The 19,142-nt window shown below is 49.8% G+C and carries 14 protein-coding genes and 1 pseudogene; 14 read left to right on the forward strand and 1 reads right to left on the reverse strand.

All coding sequences use genetic code 11. From position 1 onward, the window contains the following. Positions 1–43: 43 nt before the first annotated feature. The 13 genes and pseudogenes from MKX70_RS13265 (at position 44) to MKX70_RS13320 (ending at position 15,401) form a co-directional block, all read left to right on the forward strand. Complete coding sequence (locus tag MKX70_RS13265; protein WP_042238672.1) at positions 44–925, forward strand: carbohydrate ABC transporter permease; 882 nt, start codon at positions 44–46, stop codon at positions 923–925. After that, positions 925–1,761 carry a carbohydrate ABC transporter permease gene (locus tag MKX70_RS13270; protein WP_081956643.1) on the forward strand — a complete coding sequence of 279 codons (837 nt, stop codon included), beginning with the start codon at positions 925–927 and terminating at the stop codon, positions 1,759–1,761. Before MKX70_RS13265 ends, MKX70_RS13270 begins: the two co-directional genes overlap by 1 nt. 72 nt (positions 1,762–1,833) lie before the next feature. Beyond that, positions 1,834–3,573: a cache domain-containing sensor histidine kinase gene (locus MKX70_RS13275; RefSeq protein WP_340840164.1), complete on the forward strand. Its 1,740-nt coding sequence runs from the start codon at positions 1,834–1,836 to the stop codon at positions 3,571–3,573. Positions 3,574–3,603: 30 nt separating this feature from the next. Next, positions 3,604–5,172: a response regulator gene (locus tag MKX70_RS13280; protein WP_340840166.1), complete on the forward strand. Its 1,569-nt coding sequence runs from the start codon at positions 3,604–3,606 to the stop codon at positions 5,170–5,172. A gap of 269 nt (positions 5,173–5,441) precedes the next feature. Continuing rightward, positions 5,442–6,770 carry an ABC transporter substrate-binding protein gene (locus tag MKX70_RS13285; RefSeq protein WP_042238665.1) on the forward strand — a complete coding sequence of 443 codons (1,329 nt, stop codon included), beginning with the start codon at positions 5,442–5,444 and terminating at the stop codon, positions 6,768–6,770. A gap of 159 nt (positions 6,771–6,929) precedes the next feature. Continuing rightward, positions 6,930–8,711 (forward strand): cache domain-containing sensor histidine kinase, encoded by a 1,782-nt coding sequence (locus MKX70_RS13290; protein ID WP_340840167.1) that lies wholly within the window; start codon positions 6,930–6,932, stop codon positions 8,709–8,711. A gap of 5 nt (positions 8,712–8,716) precedes the next feature. Continuing rightward, positions 8,717–10,336, forward strand: a complete 1,620-nt coding sequence (locus MKX70_RS13295; RefSeq protein ID WP_340840168.1) for a response regulator transcription factor — start codon at positions 8,717–8,719, stop codon at positions 10,334–10,336. Positions 10,337–10,431: 95 nt separating this feature from the next. Then, positions 10,432–12,345, forward strand: coding sequence for a glycoside hydrolase family 32 protein (locus tag MKX70_RS13300; protein ID WP_340840169.1), 1,914 nt, complete (start codon positions 10,432–10,434; stop codon positions 12,343–12,345). Positions 12,346–12,362: 17 nt separating this feature from the next. Continuing rightward, positions 12,363–13,298, forward strand: a complete 936-nt coding sequence (locus MKX70_RS13305; RefSeq protein ID WP_081956642.1) for a carbohydrate ABC transporter permease — start codon at positions 12,363–12,365, stop codon at positions 13,296–13,298. 81 nt (positions 13,299–13,379) lie between these two features. After that, complete coding sequence (locus tag MKX70_RS13310) at positions 13,380–14,219, forward strand: carbohydrate ABC transporter permease (protein ID WP_042238663.1); 840 nt, start codon at positions 13,380–13,382, stop codon at positions 14,217–14,219. A 200-nt stretch (positions 14,220–14,419) separates the two neighbouring features. Then, positions 14,420–14,515, forward strand: a pseudogene (locus tag MKX70_RS33415) (hypothetical protein); the annotation flags it as partial. 121 nt (positions 14,516–14,636) lie between these two features. Then, entirely contained in the window at positions 14,637–14,816 is a 180-nt protein-coding gene (locus MKX70_RS13315) for a hypothetical protein (RefSeq protein ID WP_042238662.1), read from the forward strand. Between the two features lie 309 nt (positions 14,817–15,125). Further along, the gene (locus tag MKX70_RS13320) at positions 15,126–15,401 is read left to right on the forward strand and encodes a GNAT family N-acetyltransferase (protein WP_052416679.1); all 276 of its coding nucleotides are present in this window, start codon (positions 15,126–15,128) and stop codon (positions 15,399–15,401) included. A gap of 488 nt (positions 15,402–15,889) precedes the next feature. On the opposite strand, the gene MKX70_RS13325 is transcribed toward MKX70_RS13320, so the two are convergent. Further along, positions 15,890–17,716, reverse strand: a complete 1,827-nt coding sequence (locus MKX70_RS13325; protein ID WP_081956640.1) for an alpha-glycosidase — start codon at positions 17,714–17,716, stop codon at positions 15,890–15,892. Between the two features lie 551 nt (positions 17,717–18,267). Between MKX70_RS13325 and MKX70_RS13330 the strand changes: the two genes are divergently transcribed. Next, on the forward strand, positions 18,268–19,137 hold the full coding sequence (locus MKX70_RS13330) for a hypothetical protein (RefSeq protein WP_042238659.1): 870 nt from the start codon (positions 18,268–18,270) through the stop codon (positions 19,135–19,137). The last annotated feature ends 5 nt before the right edge of the window (positions 19,138–19,142 follow it).

Below are 19,142 nucleotides of genomic sequence, written 5' to 3' on the forward strand. Positions count from 1 at the left end.
GTAAGTACAATAAAAAAACTAAAATTAGGGAATGAGCAAGCATATGGATAAAGTCCTGCGCAACCGCAAAGCCGCTCTCGTCTTTCTGCTGCCTGCATTATTGGTGTATTTGCTCACCGTGCTGGCGCCTATCCTTTGGTCGATGTATTTCAGTTTCTTCTCCTGGGACGGAGTTTCAGATATGCTCTATATCGGCTTTGACAATTACACGAAGATGTTCGGCGGCGACAAGACATTCTGGAAGGCGTTCAGCAACAATCTGATCTATGTTTCCATTATTGTAGCCATGCAGGTGTTGCTCGGTTTGTTGGTTGCCATCTTGCTGACCAATATCACCAAAGGGAGAGAATTGTTCAAAACCTTATATTTTGCCCCTGCCATCATCACCTCAGTAGCGATAGCACAGTTGTTCCAAAATGTGTACTCGTTTGAGCCGGTCGGAATTCTGAACTTTTGTCTGCAGCAGATCGGTCTTGGAGACTGGAGCAAGCCTTGGCTGTCCGACCTGAATTGGGCTCTGAGTGCGGTATCGGTACCTGAAGGCTGGCGTTATATCGGTCTTTATATGATTATCCTGTATAGTGCGTTAATTTCCATTCCTGCCGATATCGAGGAGGCGGCCAGAATTGACGGAGCTTCTTCGTGGAATCTGTTTCGTTCGATCAAAATGCCGCTAATCAAGCCGGTTCTGATGGTGTCGATCATTATGGCTACTACGGGGGCGCTGAAAGGGTTCGACATCCCGTATATCATGACGAACGGGGGTCCTGGCCGCGTAACAGAATTGTTGCCAACCTATATGTATAAAACCGCATTCTCCAGTCTGGACTTCGGCTATGGCAGCGCGATGGCTGTATTTATCGTCATTGAAAGCCTCATTGCAGTTGCCTTTATCAGACGGATGATGGACAGTAAGGAGACCTGATGATGAAAATTTCTGGCTATTCCAAGGCGGTTCTTCTAGTTGTTTCCTTTGCTCTGCTTGTCATTCAAGTGTATCCGCTGGTCTGGGTGTTCATCTCCAGTTTTAAAGGGCCTAATGATTTTTCAGGGGATAATCCGCTCAGTCTGCCAAGCCAATACACTTTCGATAATTATTTCAATGTGTGGAGCAAAGGGAACCTGGGGACTTATTTTTCCAATAGTTTCATAGTCGCTGTGACGACCATCGTGCTTGTGATCTTATTCAGTGCCATGGCCGCTTTTGTGATCGAGAAGATGTCTTTTAAATGGAGCCAAAGTGTGTTGTTCTTATTTCTGTGCGGCATTATGATTCCGATTCAGGTCGTGCTCATCCCGCTGTTCATTCTTTATAACAAAATAGGAATTATCAATACGCTCGCTTCTCTTATTTTGCCACAAGTAGGTTTTGCCCTGCCGATCTCGATTTATCTGTTCGTAAGCTTCTATAAATACATTTCGAATGAGATCATGGAGGCCGCTGTAATGGATGGCTGCGGTGTGTACCAGGTGTTCTGGCGGATGATTTTCCCTCTATCCCGGAATACGATAGTTACAGTTGTCGTTATGAATCTGATATTCGTCTGGAATGAATTTATATTCGCCAATACGTTTATTCATGATCTGAAATCACGGACCATTCCAGTTGGCTTAATGGATTATATTGGACAGTACGGTTTGACGGATTGGGGAGCGACCTTTGCTGCCATCAGCATCACGACCATTCCGACGATGGTGGTCTATTTCATGTTCAACAAGAGCGTTATTTCCGGCATGACCGCAGGAGCAACGAAAGGTTGATCTCCCGCATCCCTTGGCCAGAGGGTATACTGAAAGTACCAGGCTGCAACTTTGCTGGGTCAGGGGGATCTCATGAAAATACACCGGCTGTTCCTGTCGATCAGCATCCGAAGCAAAATCATTATACTGTCCATCGCCTGTTCCTTGCTGCCGCTTGTCCTGATTGCTTCCTTAACCTTCGTCTATTTAAGCAAAGTGATCGAAAACAAGATGTCCGATACTACCTCCAATTTGCTGGGCTCCATCAATTGGAATATCCAGACGTTCGTGAATGATGTGGAGGCGATCTCGAAGCTGATGTTGTCCTCCCGTGACGTTCAGAATTTCCTTTCCTATACTAAAAATGATTTCAAGGAGATCTATGACCTTCAAAATGCGACCCGCAGTCTGATCGTCAATATTACCAACAACAAATCCTATATACGTTACGTTTACGTAGGCAGCGGGCAAAGGGAACTGATTACCACGAACCAATGGGACAGGTTAACGTACGACAATATCTACCAGGCGGTCTCACGGACGAAATGGTATCAACAGGTGGGAGGTATGGGCGGGCGGGGATTGTGGCTGAACAGCGATGAAGTCCGGCTGGTCAAGGACAGTCCGAACCTGCTGCTGTACGGTAAACAGTTAAACAACCTGGAGACGCTCGAACCGATCGGCATGTTAATTATTTCAATCGACAGGCGGGTCTTCGATGAAATGTTTCGAAATATTTCCAATGCGGAAAACGGGAATTTGATGATCCTGGAGCAAAATAAAGTCATTTATTATAATTCCCGCACTGCCGGCCTGAAACAGCTTCCTCCCAAAGAAATGAATCTGCTCTATGGCTTGCCTGAACGGGGCACCCGCATCGAAACGATGGGCGGAGAACGGTATGTCATCACCTTCGATACCAATCCGGTAACCCAGTGGAAAGTGGTCAGCATGATCCCTTATTCTAACATCAATTCGGAGATTGTCTGGATACGTAATGTTACGCTCACGCTGACAATGGTGGCTTTCCTGCTGGCCGCTTATGGTTCGTATTTGATCTCGAAGCGTATCACGAAGCAATTGACTTTACTGTCCTCCGTCGCCAGAAAAGCGGCCAAACGGGAGATGATCGAAGGAATCCTCTTTCAGGAGGAAGATGAAATTGGGAAAATAGGCAATCAGTTCTTGAGGACCTTCCGCACCAACTCCGAATTATCAGACAAATTAATAGAAGCCAGGCTGAAGGAGAGGGAAGCAGAGCTGCACGCGCTGCAAGGTCAAATCAACCCTCACTTCCTGTACAATACGCTGAATTCCATATATCTAATGGCTGAACGAATCGGTGCCAAAAACATTTCGAAAATGGTTATGTCGCTGTCTAACATGTTTAAGTTAAGCTTGAATAATGGGGACTATATTACCACTATCCGCAATGAGATCGACCAGGTGAAAAATTATTTGGAGATTCAAAATATCCGCTATAACGGAAAATTCGAGGTGACCATTGAGCTCGAACCGGAAATTGAACATATCCGCATGCTTAAGCTCCTGATACAGCCGCTGGTGGAGAATGCGATTTTTCATGGAATTGAGCTGAAGGAGAGCCAAGGGAATATTTACATTCGGGGACGAATCGAAGGAGATACGCTTGTATTCGAAGTCGAGGATGATGGAGTAGGCTTTGATCCTGCGGTTACGAAGCCTAAGGGCTATGCATTAAGGAATATCCAGGAAAGAATTCAATTGCATTATGGCCAGAACCACGGGCTGCGCATAGACAGCATTCCAGGCATCGGAACCAAAGTTACTCTAAGGATCGGAATAATGGATTAAGACCGGGCTATATGAAGGTGGGATTACATCATGTATAAACTTTTTATAGCGGATGATGAGCAGCTGGTGGTGGAGACATTGTCGGCCGTGATCGACTGGAATGCTTATGGGATAGGGATCGTGGGGACGGCAACTAACGGCAAGCAAGCCCTGGAACGGATTCTTCAGTCCGATCCGGACATTGTGCTGACAGATATTCGGATGCCCGGCCTGAATGGGCTGGAGCTGATCCGTGCCTTGAAGGAGAAAGGCCGTAAGGCGGAATGTATCATCATTAGCGGGTATTCCGAGTTCGAATACGCCAAAGAAGCCATTGAGCTGGAGGCGGTGGATTATCTGATCAAGCCGGCAGAGCTGGAGGAAGTAGCCAAGACTGTCTCGAGAGCGCTCAAGCGTCTGGAGCGTAAAGCGGATCCAACGGAGAATCGCCCTGAGCTTCGGAATGTGGCAGCCTTGGACCGGGCGGCGTTTACAGATCTAATCGTCCATGCCAAACGCCCATCGTTTGATCAGACCCCCTACGAACGATATAACCAGTTTGCGGTCCTCGTGATTGGAAGCACGGAGACGCTGTGGCTCGAACGAATGAAGAACAATGGCGCTACGGATGCTCTCCTTAGCTTTTTGACGAATCGCGGAATCGTTGTGGAGCTGCTGTACGAGCAGCAGAAAGTCATCTTATTATGCATGGCGGCCATGGAGGACAATGAGCCATTAACAGAAATTTTGCTGGCTGCAGCCGAAGCCTTCTCGAATGACAGCTCAGCGGACGATATTTCATTGTCGTTTGGACTGGGGCCGGTGGTAACAGGAATCATACAGGCAAACCTCTCTTTTGCGGCAGCCGATAAGGCATGTGAAATGGGGGTATTCTTTGGGGTTCCGGTTATGGAGGGGAGCGGCTTAGAGGAGATTACCCGCGTATCTGAGCAGTGGCTGACCCATTGGTCTGACTACATCCAATCCTTCATCCGTTACGAACAGAAAGAGTTCGAGGAGATGCTTGAACGTTGGACGGAATGGGGGACGGGACGGCTGATGGCTCCTGTTCTGCTGAAGAAGGCAGGCATAGAGTGGGGAAACCGGATGCTCGATCTGATCGAACAGGACTTTGGAATCAAGATTGAGAAAGTGATCGGAGCCCGCACGCAGCTGATGGACAGGATACTGGAAACGCCGGATTGGGCGTCTTTGCAGCAACAGTTGCAGGATTTAGCGAAGAGTGTGCAATTTTATTTGAGTGTAACCAAGACTACCATGAAGGAAAAAGTGGTTCAAGAAATCAAAGCGTACCTTGAATCCCATTACCATGAAAATATTGGGCTGGATCAATTGGCAGAACGATTCGGGCTCAATTCTTCCTATGTAAGCAACTTGTATTCCAAGTCGACTGGACAGACCATTCTGGAATATGTTACATTGCTGCGCATTCAGACAGCGAAAAAGATGCTGAGAGAAAGCAGCTTCAAAATCTTCAAAATATCCCAAAATGTCGGATATGATAACCAGCGGTATTTCTGCCAGGTGTTCAAGAAGGTTGTGGGCGTAAGTCCCGGCCAGTATAGAGAAGAACATATGATGAAAAGTGAAGAGTCGTAGCAAACCTTCATTGTTAAACGGTAAATCTCAGCAAAGCAGCGATTCTCCTGGTATTTAGAGGATCGCTGCTTTGCGTTTTTATAAATATTGTCCATTTCCCGTTTAAACAGCGATTGGAACAACGGTCCGTTCGCGCAGCGTCCACTCAGGTGCTAGAAATACCGAACATTTTGAAAGTTTAGTGCAGAGGATAATGAATTTTATCATCGGGCATGTCTGATAATATTCAGATGTAAGCGCAGACAGTAGATTGAAAGGGGAGGGCATTATTGAACAGTAAGAGTAAAGTGGTACTAAGCGCGATGTTGGCATGCGGACTGCTCGCCGGATGTGGAAGCAAAGGGGATAACGCGAAGCCGGAGGCGGGAGCTTCGTCAGCACCCAAAGAAGAGAAGGTGTCTCTGACGTTCTGGAGAAACTCGGGCAATGACACCGAAAATTCAGCCTATGACAAGCTGGTGGCCTCGTTTAATGAAGCGCATCCTAATATCAAGGTTGAGATGAGTCCGATTCCGTATGCCGATTACGACACCAAGCTGAGAACATCTATTGCTTCGGGCAATCCGCCTGATATTATGGCCATCGACGGCCCGAATATGGCTTCTTACGCCCAGGCGGGTGCCTTACAGCCGCTGACCACCTATTTCAAGAAGGACGGTAACCTGGAGGATATTCCGGAATCGACCATTGCCACGTACACCTATAATAATGAAATTTACATGGCTCCGCTCACCGAATCCTCCATTGCTCTTTTCTATAATAAAAAAATGTTTGAAGCGAAGGGAATTCCTCTTCCCTCCAAGAACCCGGAAGAGCCTTGGACTTGGGATCAGGTGCTGGATGCAGCTAAAAAGCTTAACGATCCGGCCAAAGGCGTGTACGGCATTGATCCGGCACAAGGCTTCGGTAATGCTGGAGCAACAGCATACTTTAAATATCCGATTATTTGGCAGTTTGGCGGCGATATCATGAGCCCGGATGGAACAACCTCCAAAGGCTACCTGGATAAGCCAGAGACCAAAAAGGCGCTGCAATTCTTCTCCGACCTGTATAATAAAGATAAAGTGTCCTCTCTGGAATACCCGCCAGATCCGTTCCCGAACAACCAGCTGGCGATGACGGTTGACGGCTCCTGGTCACTGGGCAATTATGCCGACAAGTTTCCTAATTTCAAATTAGGCGAAGATTATGATATCGCGCCACTTCCGAAGGAAACCCAGCAGGCTGTCGCGAATGGAAGCTGGTCGCTGGCCATTTCCTCGAAGAGTAAAAATGCCGAAGCTGCCTGGCAGTTTGTAAACTGGGTGACTGGTTCTGAAGGGGCTAAGACCTATTGCTCTATCACAAAAGATATTCCGGCCCGCTATTCAGTAGCCAAGGAGTTCCCTGAGCTAGGTCAATATCCGAAGAATATCTTTGTCGTACAGAATCAGAAATTCGGCAGACCGCGTCCAATTACACCGATCTTCCCGCAAATGTCCGAAGCGGTAAACAAGATGATTGAGGAAGTGACCATCGCCGGACGCAACGTGGATGCATCCGTTGCCGACGCCATCAAAAAGATTGACAAGGCGTATGCAGATCTACCGCAAAAATAATTTAAATTACCAAACATTGTAGAAACGGCAGCCGCCCTTTATAAAAAGGGCGGTAAAGCTGTTTCTTCTTTCAGCTTAAAGAAGCTTCAAGATTTAGCTCCACGTTGTGGGGTACTTTTGAATTTTTGGACCATAATGATAGCAAGGGGCGCGGTTGTCATGTTCTACTCGTTACGCAGCAGATTGATGCTGGCTTTTTCGATCCTGCTGATCCTTCCGATTACGGCGGTTGTCTTTATTCTCAGCAAGGAATCGGCGGAGCAGATCCGAAAGTCTACCCAGACTTCCACTCTGCAGACCATAGACCAATTTGCCTCCCATGTCAGCACGCTGCTGACGCAAATTGAGGATATGGGCAACCAGGTGCTGAGCAGCGGCATCACACAAGAATGGATAACCGCCGATCTGAACAATGAGAGCACTAAGGGTGAAAAGTATCTGGCCAAGCAAAAGCTGCGCGAGCTGTTATCCTCCTATGCGATCAATAATTCGAATGTGATTTCCATTTCCACCTTTGCGAAGGGAAAGGGCGGGTTATGGACACAGGACCTGAGCTATTTGAAGAGCAGCTGGTACAGTCAGTTTAAGGAGCAGGACGTGCGCTGGACACAGGCTCACCAGGACAGGGATCAGGCCGACGACAGCATGCGTTCGCGGGAGATCAATAGCCTTGTGCTCCCTTTGGTGCAGCTCCAGTCCCTTAAGGATGTCGGAGTGATCAAAATCAATTATCCTACGGAACTGCTGCGCCAGGATATGGATAAAATCAGCTTCGGCAAAAGCGGCAAAGCCTTTTTACTGACGGCTGAAGGCCTAAGTGTACTCCATCAGGATCTGACAGGAGCTGAGCAGGTGCTTAGCGGCGGACTTGCTGCTTTGCAGAAACATAGCGGAGGTGAGACCAGCGGCATTTTTCCGCTTCGCCAAGGGGGGACCGACTATCTGTTCTTTTACCGCAGGTTACCTGCACAGAACTGGCTGATCGTCGGCGAGGTGCCGGAGGCGGAGCTGTATGCCACCATCACCAAGCTCAAAGAAACGCTGCTCCTTGCCAGCTTTGTTCTACTGATCCTTGTGATTATTGTCGCGCTGTGGCTCTCCACCGACATAACGAAGCCACTAAGTGCCATGGCCCGGGCCATGCGGCATGTCAAAAACGGGCAGTTCGAGCTGGCGATGAAGGATATGCCAAAGGTTAGATCACGGCAGAGCGAAGTGGACTATGTGGCCGGTGTATTTGAGCAGATGACCCATCAGCTGAAGTATCTGATTGAGACAGAATTCGAGACCAATCTGCGCCGGAAAAATGCCGAATACAAAGCACTCCTGCTGCAGATCAATCCACATTTTTACAACAATACACTGGAGATCATAAGCGGTCTGGCGGCGATGAAACGAGAGGATCTGGTCATGGACGCCACGGAAGCACTGGGTAAAATGATGCGTTATTCGCTGAGTCTCGATACGGATCTGGTACAAGTCAGCGAGGAATTGGGCTACATCCGTGACTACCTGTTCCTCCTAAAGCTGCGGCATGAGGATCATCTGATGGTGACGGTCCGGCAGGATTCCGCCGCGGATCAGCTGCTGATCGCCAAGTTTATTCTGCAGCCGCTGGTAGAGAATGCGGTGAAGTACAGCCTGGAAAAGGGGGGGGTCGCCGAGGTGGCGATCACCTCCAGTGTGTGTGGAGAGCGCCTGCACCTGCAGATACAGGATAACGGTCCAGGAATGACACCGGAACTGATCGCCAGCATTCTTGCCGATACGGAGCTTAGGAACAGTGTGGGAATCTTAAATCATAAAGGGGACAGCATCGGATTGCGCAATGTGCTCTCCCGCTGCCGCCTGTATTACGGCGAGCAGTTTGAAGCAGTGCTTGATTCGAAGCTATATACAGGAACAACCATTACACTGAAGCTGCCGCTGATAGAGAGGTGATAATCATGTATGAGATTATGCTGGTGGATGACGAGAAGGGGGTCCGCAACAGTATCAAAGCCAAAATCGATTGGGAAGCCGCCGGCTTCCGGGTTGTCTCGGAGGCCTCAAGCGCCAATGAAGCGCTGCAGCTGCTGGAGCAGGGACCGTTGCCGCAGCTGGTCATCTCCGATATCCGTATGCCGCAGATGGACGGCATTGAATTTATCCGCATCTGCAAAAAGAAGTATCCGCTCCTGAGGACGGTTGTGCTGTCGGGATACTCCGACTTTGATTATCTGAAATCGGCCATACAGCTTGGCGTGAAGGATTATTTGCTGAAGCCGGTAGCCCGCGCAGAACTGAATGAGCTGCTTGGCAAGCTGGGTGAAGAAATTGAACAGGAGCAAAAAAACCTGCGGGCCTCACGGCAGGATCTGCTGCAGAAAAATGAGCAGCTGCGGCTGCTGCAGGAGAATTTTTTGCTGCAAATGGTCAAAGACGAGTGGTACAGCCTGGCGGCTATCAAGGAACGGCTGCAGCAGCTCCAGCTGACCCCGCTGACGGCGGATGATTTGAAGCTGCAGTTTGTCGCTGTGGAGATGAGAGTGCCGGCGGGGCGGATGGCGGACCGGCAGGAGCGCCGGGATCTGCTCAATTTGGCTTTTCAGATGTTATGCCGGGAGACGGCTGCTAAGCGGAAAGGAATCTATCCATTCAGCGATGTCACCAATTCAGCGATGATGTATTTTCTGGTTATTATGAAGTCGGGGCCGGAGCATGCGGGTCGAACGGACCGGTTCGTAGAAGAACTGAAACGGAACATCGCCAGTTACCTGAAGCTGGAATGTGTAACGGGGATTGGCGAGGAAGTGAAGGGACTCAAGCGGCTGAAGAACGGTTATGCTTCGTGCATGCTGTCCTGGAGCCAAAGCACCGTGTATAAAGATGGAGAGGGCGAACGGAGCCGGGTGATGGAGCTTACGCAGGCTTTTACCCCGGAGATGGAGCGGAAGCTGGTGCAGGCGATTGAAAATTTGGACATGAGCACCTTCCGCCAGCAGCTTGACACCATTTTCAGCAGCGAAAGAGATACGCCGATGTTTGCGTTCACCTTTCTGGCCCTGCGGATGCTGCTGATGTTCAGCTCCATCGCCAAAAAGTTCGAGCTCGGCGGCTCCGCCCTGCAGAAGTATTTGTGGAACTGTCAGATGACCATTGCCGATTACCAGTCGCGTGAAGGCGTACGGGGGCAGATCGATGAGCTGGCGCAGCTTGTCATGGATGAAGTGAAGAAGCTCCGCTTCTCCAGCGGACAGCATATGGTCGAAGCGGTCAGAAAATATGTGGAGGAGAATTTCTCCTACGAGTTGACGCTTTCTTCCCTCGCCGAAATGTTTCATCTGAATGAGACCTATTTATCCGGGCTGTTCAAGCAGCATGTGGGCATTACGTTCAGCGACTATGTCACCAGGCTGAGAATGGCCAAGGCGGAACTGCTTTTGCAAGAGAACGAACTGAAGCTGACCGATATCGCTATGCTTGTCGGCTATTCCAGCTCCAGCTATTTCAGCACCTCTTTCAAGAAAAACAGCGGCAAAAGTCCCAAAGATTACCGTGAATGGTATTTGAAGAATCACCCCTGAAAACATCACAACTTCTGAGCCGATCATATTGAAATGATTTCTCTAGCCGTTCAGCTACAATAGGGTCAACTAAACAAGGAATAGGAGTATGCAGTATGAATGTTTCTGGAGAGAAGCAAGCACATAAAGAGATCAAAACTACAAGCAAACTGGCAGGTGTGGCTGTTGTACTGCTGGTTATCGCTGGGTGCAATATTGGCGGCAACAGCAATCATACCAGCAATACTTCTGATTCTAAAACTCCGTCCAATGCTATCTCTAATACTGCACCTGCGGCCTTTCAGTTTTCTGCGATTCCCAATTACTACACGGAGCTATACCGTCCGCAGTATCATCTGTCGCCGGAAAGCGGGAATATGAGCGATCCGAATGGAATGGTTTATTTCGAAGGTGAATATCACCAGTTCTACCAGAACAGCGGCCAGTGGGGTCACGCCGTCAGCACGGATCTGATCCATTGGCAGCATCTGCCGGTAGCGCTCCTGCGCGATTCGCTCGGGGAGATTTGGTCGGGCAGTGCCGTGGTGGACTGGAAGGATACGAGCGGTTTTTTTGGCGGAAAAGCGGGAATGGTTGCGATCTTCACCCATTTCAAAGGAGGAATGCAGTCGCAGAGCCTGGCGTACAGTTCTGATAAAGGACGCACCTGGATCAAATATGAGGGCAATCCCGTGATTCCTAATTCAGGACTCAAGGATTTCAGAGATCCCAAGGTGTTCTGGCATGAGCCTTCACACGCTTGGGTGATGGTTGTCTCGGTGGACAACCGTGTGAGATTCTATACCTCTCCAGACCTGAAGACCTGGCAGCTGGCCAGCGAATTCGGCGCCGATCAGGGCTCACATGCCGCCGTCTGGGAATGTCCGGATCTATTTGAGCTTCCCGTGGAAGGCAGCAAGGAGACCCGGTGGGTGCTGGCGCTCAGCATCGGCAATAACAGCTCAACCCGTGGCTCGGCGGCGCAATATTTTATTGGTAGCTTTGACGGACAGACATTCAAGAACGAGAATGAGCCCTCCAAAGTGCTGTGGACCGATTACGGAAAAGACTTCTACGCCGCAGTGTCCTACTCTGATATTCCGCAGACGGACGGGCGCCGGATCTATGTCGGCTGGATGTCCAATTGGCGCTATCCGTTCTCTATGCCAAGCGCTCCGTGGAAAGGGAATATGTCGCTGCCACGGGAGCTGAAGCTGCGCGACATTCCCGGTGAGGGATTACGCCTCGTCCAGCAGCCGGTGCAAGAGCTGGGAGCTTTGCGTGGCCAAGCGGTCAAGGTGGGAACCCAGCGGCTCGAGCCAGGCAACAATCCCCTGGCCAGTCTGCACGGGACTTCCTATGAAATCGATACCGAGTTCACCGTGAAGGGAGAGGCGGAATTCGGATTCAAATTGAGAAAAGGCGGAGATCAGGCGACAATTATATCTTATAACAACGTTAATTCAACACTGACGGTGGATCGAACTAAGTCCGGCGACAGTTCATTTGAAGCCGGGTTTGCCGAAACGGTTCAGGCACCCTTAAGAGCGGTAAACGGTAAAATCAGGCTGCATATCTATGTAGATGAATCGACGCTGGAGGTGTTCGGCGCAGACGGCGAGACTGTGGTTTCCAGTATTCTTTTCCCGGGGGCTACCAGCAATGGATTGGAGCTGTATGTGAAAAAGGGGGACGTGACGCTGGACAAGGCCGTCTTTTATCCGATGGACAGTGTATGGCGGAATGAGGATCCGGATAGCTCGGAACCGCTTCGCGTCCTGCTTAGCCAATCTAGTGTGGATGTTCCGCTTGGCGGCACTATGGAAGCGGCAGCGGCGGTCGTTCCGCTAGCAGCTCCCCAGGATCTTACTTGGGTGTCGAGTGATGAGGCCGTTGCACAGGTGGAGAGCCGTTCCGGAACAACCGCGGTCGTAAAGGGGCTGAAGGAAGGCCAGACGGAGATTAAAGCTCTTGCCCCGGGTGGGCAAATATATGCCGTAATGAACGTGTACGTCTATAAACCGGATTGAAATGGAGTGAAAAGATCATGACAAGCGTTACAGCGGCAGCTAAGCCTGCCTCCAAAACTGCCCCATCAAGCAAAAAGCCCCGCCGGTTTCTGCGGGGAGAAGAAATAACCGCCTGGTGGTTCGTGCTGCCTTCTTTTGCTTTGCTGCTCATCTTTGTGTTCTATCCGATGCTGCAAGCCTTTGTGATCAGCTTTCAGAATTATAACCTGGTAGGATCGACCCGCAGCTTCATCGGGCTGGACAATTACAGGTCTCTGGTGACGGACAGGGATTTCCTGGCCAGTCTTAGGCATTCGTTTCATTTTGCCATCATTGTTATTCCGATTCAGACCGCGATTTCACTGGGCCTAGCACTGTTAATCCAGAAAAAGTTCAAGCTTACCGGTCTGTTCCGCACACTCTATTTCATTCCGGTTGTCATTTCTACGGCAGTGGCCGCAACGGTGTTCAAACTGATCTACAACAAGGAATTTGGGATTCTGAACAATGTGCTGAAGACGCTTCATCTGCCCACTACCAATTTCCTGTCCAACCCGGATACGGCGATGAACGGCGTGATCATGCTGGGAATATGGAAAGGCGTAGGCTTTTTCATGATTATCTTCCTGGCCGGACTGAACAACATTCCGCAAGACTTATACGAGGCGGCCCGGGTAGACGGTGCTACAAAAATACAGCAGTTCTTCCGCATTACGCTTCCTTTGCTGAATCGTACCACGGCCTTTGTTGTGATTATGACGACAATTGATGCCATTAAGCTGTCCGGCCTTGTGTTTGTATTGACCAGTGGAGGACCCAACGGGGCTACCGAAACCGCAGTCTATTATATTTATAAAATGGCCTTCCAGCAGATGCAGATGGGCTACGGCACCGCTGCCGCCTTTATTCTGTTCGCGATTGTTCTAGCCATCTCGCTCGTGCAAATGAGACTGTTCCGGAACGCAGAACATTAATGGAGACGCTTCTGTAGTCAATTTTGCTGCAGGGGAATTTTAAGGAAGCGGCTGTTCGTAAAACTACTAGGAGGAATCCACATGAACCGCTTTGCAAGCATTGCCAAGTATACGGTTATGACCGTCCTGGCTGTCATTTCAATTATCCCGATCCTCTGGATGATTTCGGGTTCACTACGCCCTTATGAGGAATTGTTCAAGTACTCCTCCAGCCTGAATATTCATTTGTTCGTTCCTGTCCAGCCGACGCTGGCTAACTTCAAAGAGGTTATCTTCAGTGAGGGCAACCCTTTTCTCCGCTATATCGCTAATACACTGTTTGTTGCTGGGATTGTAACCCTGCTGGTGCTGCTAGTGAATTCGATGTCGGCGTTTGCTTTTGCCAAGCTGCGTTTCCGTGGAAAAGCGGTTGTCTTCGCACTATTCATGTCGGCGATGATTATTCCCGGTGAAGTAACGCTGGTCCCAAACTATCTGCTGATGAATTATTTCGGCTGGCTTAACTCCTATAAGGCGCTGGTGATTCCTTCGATGCTGTCTGTGTTCGGAATCTTTCTGCTGCGGCAGTTCTTCGCGGAAATTCCAGATGAGATTCTGGAGGCGGCCAAAATCGACGGGGCCTCGATGTCCCGGACCTTTTCCAGTATTGTCTTGCCTGCGGCTGTCCCGCCGATGATCACCCTGGCGCTGATGACCTTTCTTGGCAACTGGGATTCATATCTGTGGCCTCTAATCGTTATCAATGACGAAAAGAAACAGATGATCCAGGTAGCCATTGCCACGTTCTCCTCGGTGGAAGGAACAGATTGGTCTAAGATTCTTGCCGCAAGTACCATTTCCACGGTTCCGATTCTGATCCTGTTTCTGTTCCTGCAGCGCTATTACATTCAGGGCATTACGATGTCCGGTGTGAAAGGGTAATGAAAGGAATGGGAATAACGATGAAATACGGTACAGTGGCGCTCGGTTAATGGGTTTGGTATTGCTCATATTTCAGCAGTCTCGGCCAAAGTTGGTCCATTAGTATATTGAACGTACAAAAGAAACCTCTCCTTTGAAATGGTTGTGGTCCCCAACTCCATTTTCCAAAGGACGGTTTCTTTTTGTGATTTTAGCCAGTTGAGTGCGTGAAACGCGTGAAACAAGAAACTGAAAGGGCGGCTTGTTTAAAGGCCGTCTTCGCGAATAGTTCTCTAAGAGGAGACGCACACTATTAGGGTGATTTGCCATCCAGCCTCATTGCAAGCAGTTACAGATAAGCTCCGGCTACCCGGAAACTCGGTGAGCGGCTTTGAATTGCACAATCATTAGAGAATAAGATGAGGAGGCCCTAAGTTAATGTCCAATAAAAAAAGCTACTATGCATTTGCGGATCCGCTTGGCACTACAATTGAATTTCAAGCTACAAGCTTACAACAAGCCATGGTGATTAAAAAGAAGAAGGCTCATGAATTGGGAATTCCTAAAGAGGCATTTGAACTCACAAGCATACGTAAGAAACCCACTCAGAGCACATAGCCTTTCTTCGGGTAGCTTCCTCATACCTTAGATTTAGCGTGCATAAAGCTATGACAATTTCATCGTAAAGATCAACCTGTAATTACAATTCACTAGGCATAAGCCGAAAATCAAAAGCCGCTTATTTGCGGCTTTTTCATTTAACAATATAGGACAAGAATATAGTTACCCGCAATTGAGGGGCTTGTGCTTGTATCTGCTGCATGCGGGAGAACGTCCCCGCCTGGAATCTCCAATTCGTTAAATTCGCCTATAGGAAAACGAAAGAAATGCTCCGCATCCCCCGGCATTGGCGGAAGGATGACAGTCATGGACGATCTTGGCGTATTTCCAATGGTTCAGATTAATCCGGGCGGTGGCGACAGCGTGCTCATTCTCCTCCGGCACCAAGGCTATGGCCGGAAGCTGATCGGGGCCGCCGAGCAATGGATCAGGAAGCTAGGCATTCAGCGGAGCGTAATTACCAGCCAAAAGCAGGTCGTAGGCTTCTATGAGAGCCTGGGTTATACCGCGAGACCGGAGATCAATAGCGCGGATGGGGTTTATATAAGTAGCGCTATCTGCGCCGGGGAAATAAGTGGATAAACGACATCTAAAGTTGGGGGATTTGCTGTTTGCGCAGGATTAGTTGGATAAACGACACTTATATTCACTGGCGCTGCCTAATAACAGGGAATGGGATGGAAATAAGTGGAATTAATCCACTTGTTACCCGTAAAGTGAGTTCCAAGAGATGAATAGATGCTGAAAATCCACTTATTTCGGGCAGTGTGGCAAAACTGGCGACCAACAAGTGTCTACGGTGCGTACGGCGAACTTGAGTCGCGAAACGGTATACGAAGTGCAAGGCGACTATATGATTGTCCAGGCAGTAAGGAGAATCGACAAAGTGAGCAACCGAATAGTGTGCGCGAGTAGGGAGACGAAGGCGTGAGCGGTCGGAAGGTCCCTGCGATTACAGTGCGGAGGCGTTCATAGCCGCATACTTACCTGTAATCACGCAAAGGAGGTGTCCCGGACAGCCAGTAATGGCTTCAGGAGCACCTCCTTTTTGGGCAGGCTGCCCAGATCAATTAATTCTCAGGCTTCGCACTGTCATCCGCAGCCTCAACCACGCTCTGCAGTATCCTGAACCCCAGCGGCTCCAGCGTAAGTCTGATTCCTTCACCATCCATCGCCACTGGTTCACCGCTGAAGGCATCCTGCCAGTTGCCCCCGGTGAATGACTGCTGAAGGGTTAACGGTTCGCTACAATTGTTCATCCAGACGGTAAAGCGGCTGTTGTCATTGAAACGTTCGTACACGAGGCCCCGGCTATCTGCATCACTCTGCAGGAAACGGAAGTGGCCGGTACGCAGTACCTCATGGTTCTTGCGCAGGGCAATCATGCGCTGATAGAAGCTGAATAGCTCACGGTCCTGACGCTCCTCCTCCCAGATCATACATTTACGGCAATCCGGGTCATCTTCTCCCGTAAGTCCGATTTCATCTCCATAGAAGATACACGGCGTTCCGGTAAAGGTAAGCAGGAAGGTGACTGTCAGTTTCAGTCTCCGGGTATCCCCGCCGAGCCGGGTAAGGACTCTGGGGGTATCGTGGCTGGCGAGAAGATTGAACAGTACTTCATTTGCCTGCCGCGGGTAACGCATCAGCAATCCGTAGATGTGGGAGGCGAAGGCCTCCGGCTCCATCTCATCTCCCTGGAAGAACTCCAGCAGCCGGTCAGAGAAAGGATAGTTCATTACGGAATCGAACTGATCCCCCTGGAGCCAGCTAAGGGAATCGCTCCATACCTCACCGATGATGAACGCCTCCGGGTTAATCTCTTTGACCGCCTGGCGGAATTCGCGCCAGAATACATGGTCTACCTCATTGGCCACATCCAGCCGCCAGCCGTCGATATGTACCTCACTGAGCCAGAAGCGGGTAATGTCCAGCAGATATTCTTTGGTTTCCGGGTTGGCCGTATTCAGCTTGGGCATCCCGCCGAAGAAGCCAAACGTATCATAATTGGGGGTGTTACCTTCCGCCTTAACCGGATAATCATAGATATGAAACCAATTGGCGTATTTGGAGTCTGCCCCATGTTCAATTACATCTTTGAATGGCGGGAACTCCGCGCTTGTATGGTTAAAGACGGCATCCAGCACTACCTTAAGCCCTTTGGAATGAGCCAGGCTGACCAGTTGCTTCAGCAGCTCCACATCTCCGAAGCTGGAGTCGATCGTTCCGTAGTCTACCGTATCGTATTTATGGTTGCTGGGTGCCTCAAAGATCGGAGTAAGATACAGCGCGGTCACTCCAAGCTCCAGAATATAATCCAGATGATCAATGATCCCCTGCAGATCCCCGCCAAAATAACTGTCGGTCGTCGGTGTGCCGCCCCATTCAAGCGTTCCTTCCGGATCGTTCCCCGGATCTCCGTTGGCGAACCGGTCCGGCATGATCTGATAGAATACAGCCGATTCAGCCCACCCGGGAACATGCAGCAGATCAACCTCATGGATATAAGGCATTTCATAATAGCCTCCGGGAGGTGCAGGCTGCTCTTTCGTATGGAAGCCGGATTCTACCATCCATACCGTTTCTTTCCCCGACTCGAACCTGAAGCCGTAAGAGAAACGTTTACGCTCAGGTACGATCTCAGCCTCCCAATAATCAAAATACGCATCTGTTGCCACCTTGAGCATTTCCAGCTCCTGATGATGATGCTCCCAGTCGTATTTGTCTCCCGTCAGCGCAAAAACCCGTTCCACATTGTTCTTTTTACTGCGGACTCTTAAATGGAAGATCTTCTCGCTATACGGATACGCCCATTTGCCCTGCGGAGAATGGTAGAGACACTCCAGCTCAATGGATGTGCCTGGTGTTGTGGTCAGTGCTTGTCTGCTAAGAGCCATGTCTATTCCTCCTGGGATTAATGTGGTGGATACTGAATTATGAACAAATGAATGAGCTTTAGTTAATACCCGGGGTACATAGGACTTAAACACCAGATGAACGGTTATAGAGACGGGGTTCAGGCTGGTGGGTGGATTACCCAGAAAAGGGATTCTAAACAGTGATGTAGAATATTTTACCAGCAGGGATCCCTTACTTCCTGCATACTGAGAAATTTGAGGTGGCTAGTTCTGAATACCAAGCTATGGAAACTTGCTTCATTATTCTTCTTAAGTTTGTTATTGGCGGCATGTTCTGCGGACAAGTTGATTCCAGCAGGAACTTCTGCAGGGGCGGAATCTTCCGTTGCTGCGGTCTCACCGGCTGCTCCGGAAGCGCCAGACTTAAGTGAATCTTCTGAACCGCCGGTGTCCGCGGCTTCTGGGCAGCCCGTGCTATCGCCGGCGCGAGCTCCCGCTCCCGGACAGACCGGGCAGCCAGCTTCCAGTCCGGCGGCTGCGTTCTTTCCAGCCCCTGGTTCCCAGGAAAAGCACAGCCGCTCCAGAAATACATGGATGCTGTTCATGGGGACATGAGGGGAGAGCTGCTGTTCTCCGCCAAACAAGATCTGGATCTCGATGGAAATGATGAAATTGTACTTGGATACGGGGAGCTTGATAAGGCGGATCCGCAATATTCCATCGTTTCGGAGCTGCATGTTTTGAGAGACAGGGATGGACAGATCGAGGAGCTGACACACGATTTAGAGGGCGGATATCAGAAGCTGGGATTCAGGCTGATCCGGCTGCAGGATCTGCCGCAGACCTTCATTTATTGCGGCCTTACCAATGGTGGCGGAATGTCAGGCTTCGCGGTGCTGGAGATTTCCGGAGATCAGGTGGTGCGGAAGGTGTACAGTGCTGCGGCGACCGGGCAGGGCGAGGATTATATATCAGACAATGACCGGGACGGTCAATATGACGGTTATAAGCAGTACAGAAATGACTATAGCACTTTTTATTATTCCCTGGACCGTACTTACATACTGGAGAAGGGAGAAGCGGTACTGAGAGCGACGAAAGTCGTTATTCCAGAGTACCCGCAGGAAATTCAGGATGTGATCCTGCAGTATTTGAGTCTGAGTGTACTTAAGATTGAGCAGTCACCGGAAACGGAGGAGCGTCTGGCCCGGCTTCGCATCGATAACGCCGGGGCTAAGATTAACGGAGAGGATCTTGCCGGCTGGAGGGAAGCCTTAGAGGGGTATCATTCAGAGATCCAATTTGATATTAAACAGGATGGACTGGAGGCGGAAGCCTCGCTGACGTATACAGAAGGCGATAAGCAAAAGAAGGAGCATGCCATGCATCTTCATCTGGTCAAAACGGATGCCGGGTGGCAGATTGAGGAACTGGAGACTATCCCAGACAGAGTGCTGTAAGCCAC

This window comes from Paenibacillus sp. FSL R7-0312, from assembly GCF_038004445.1.
GTDB lineage: Bacteria > Bacillota > Bacilli > Paenibacillales > Paenibacillaceae > Paenibacillus_AQ.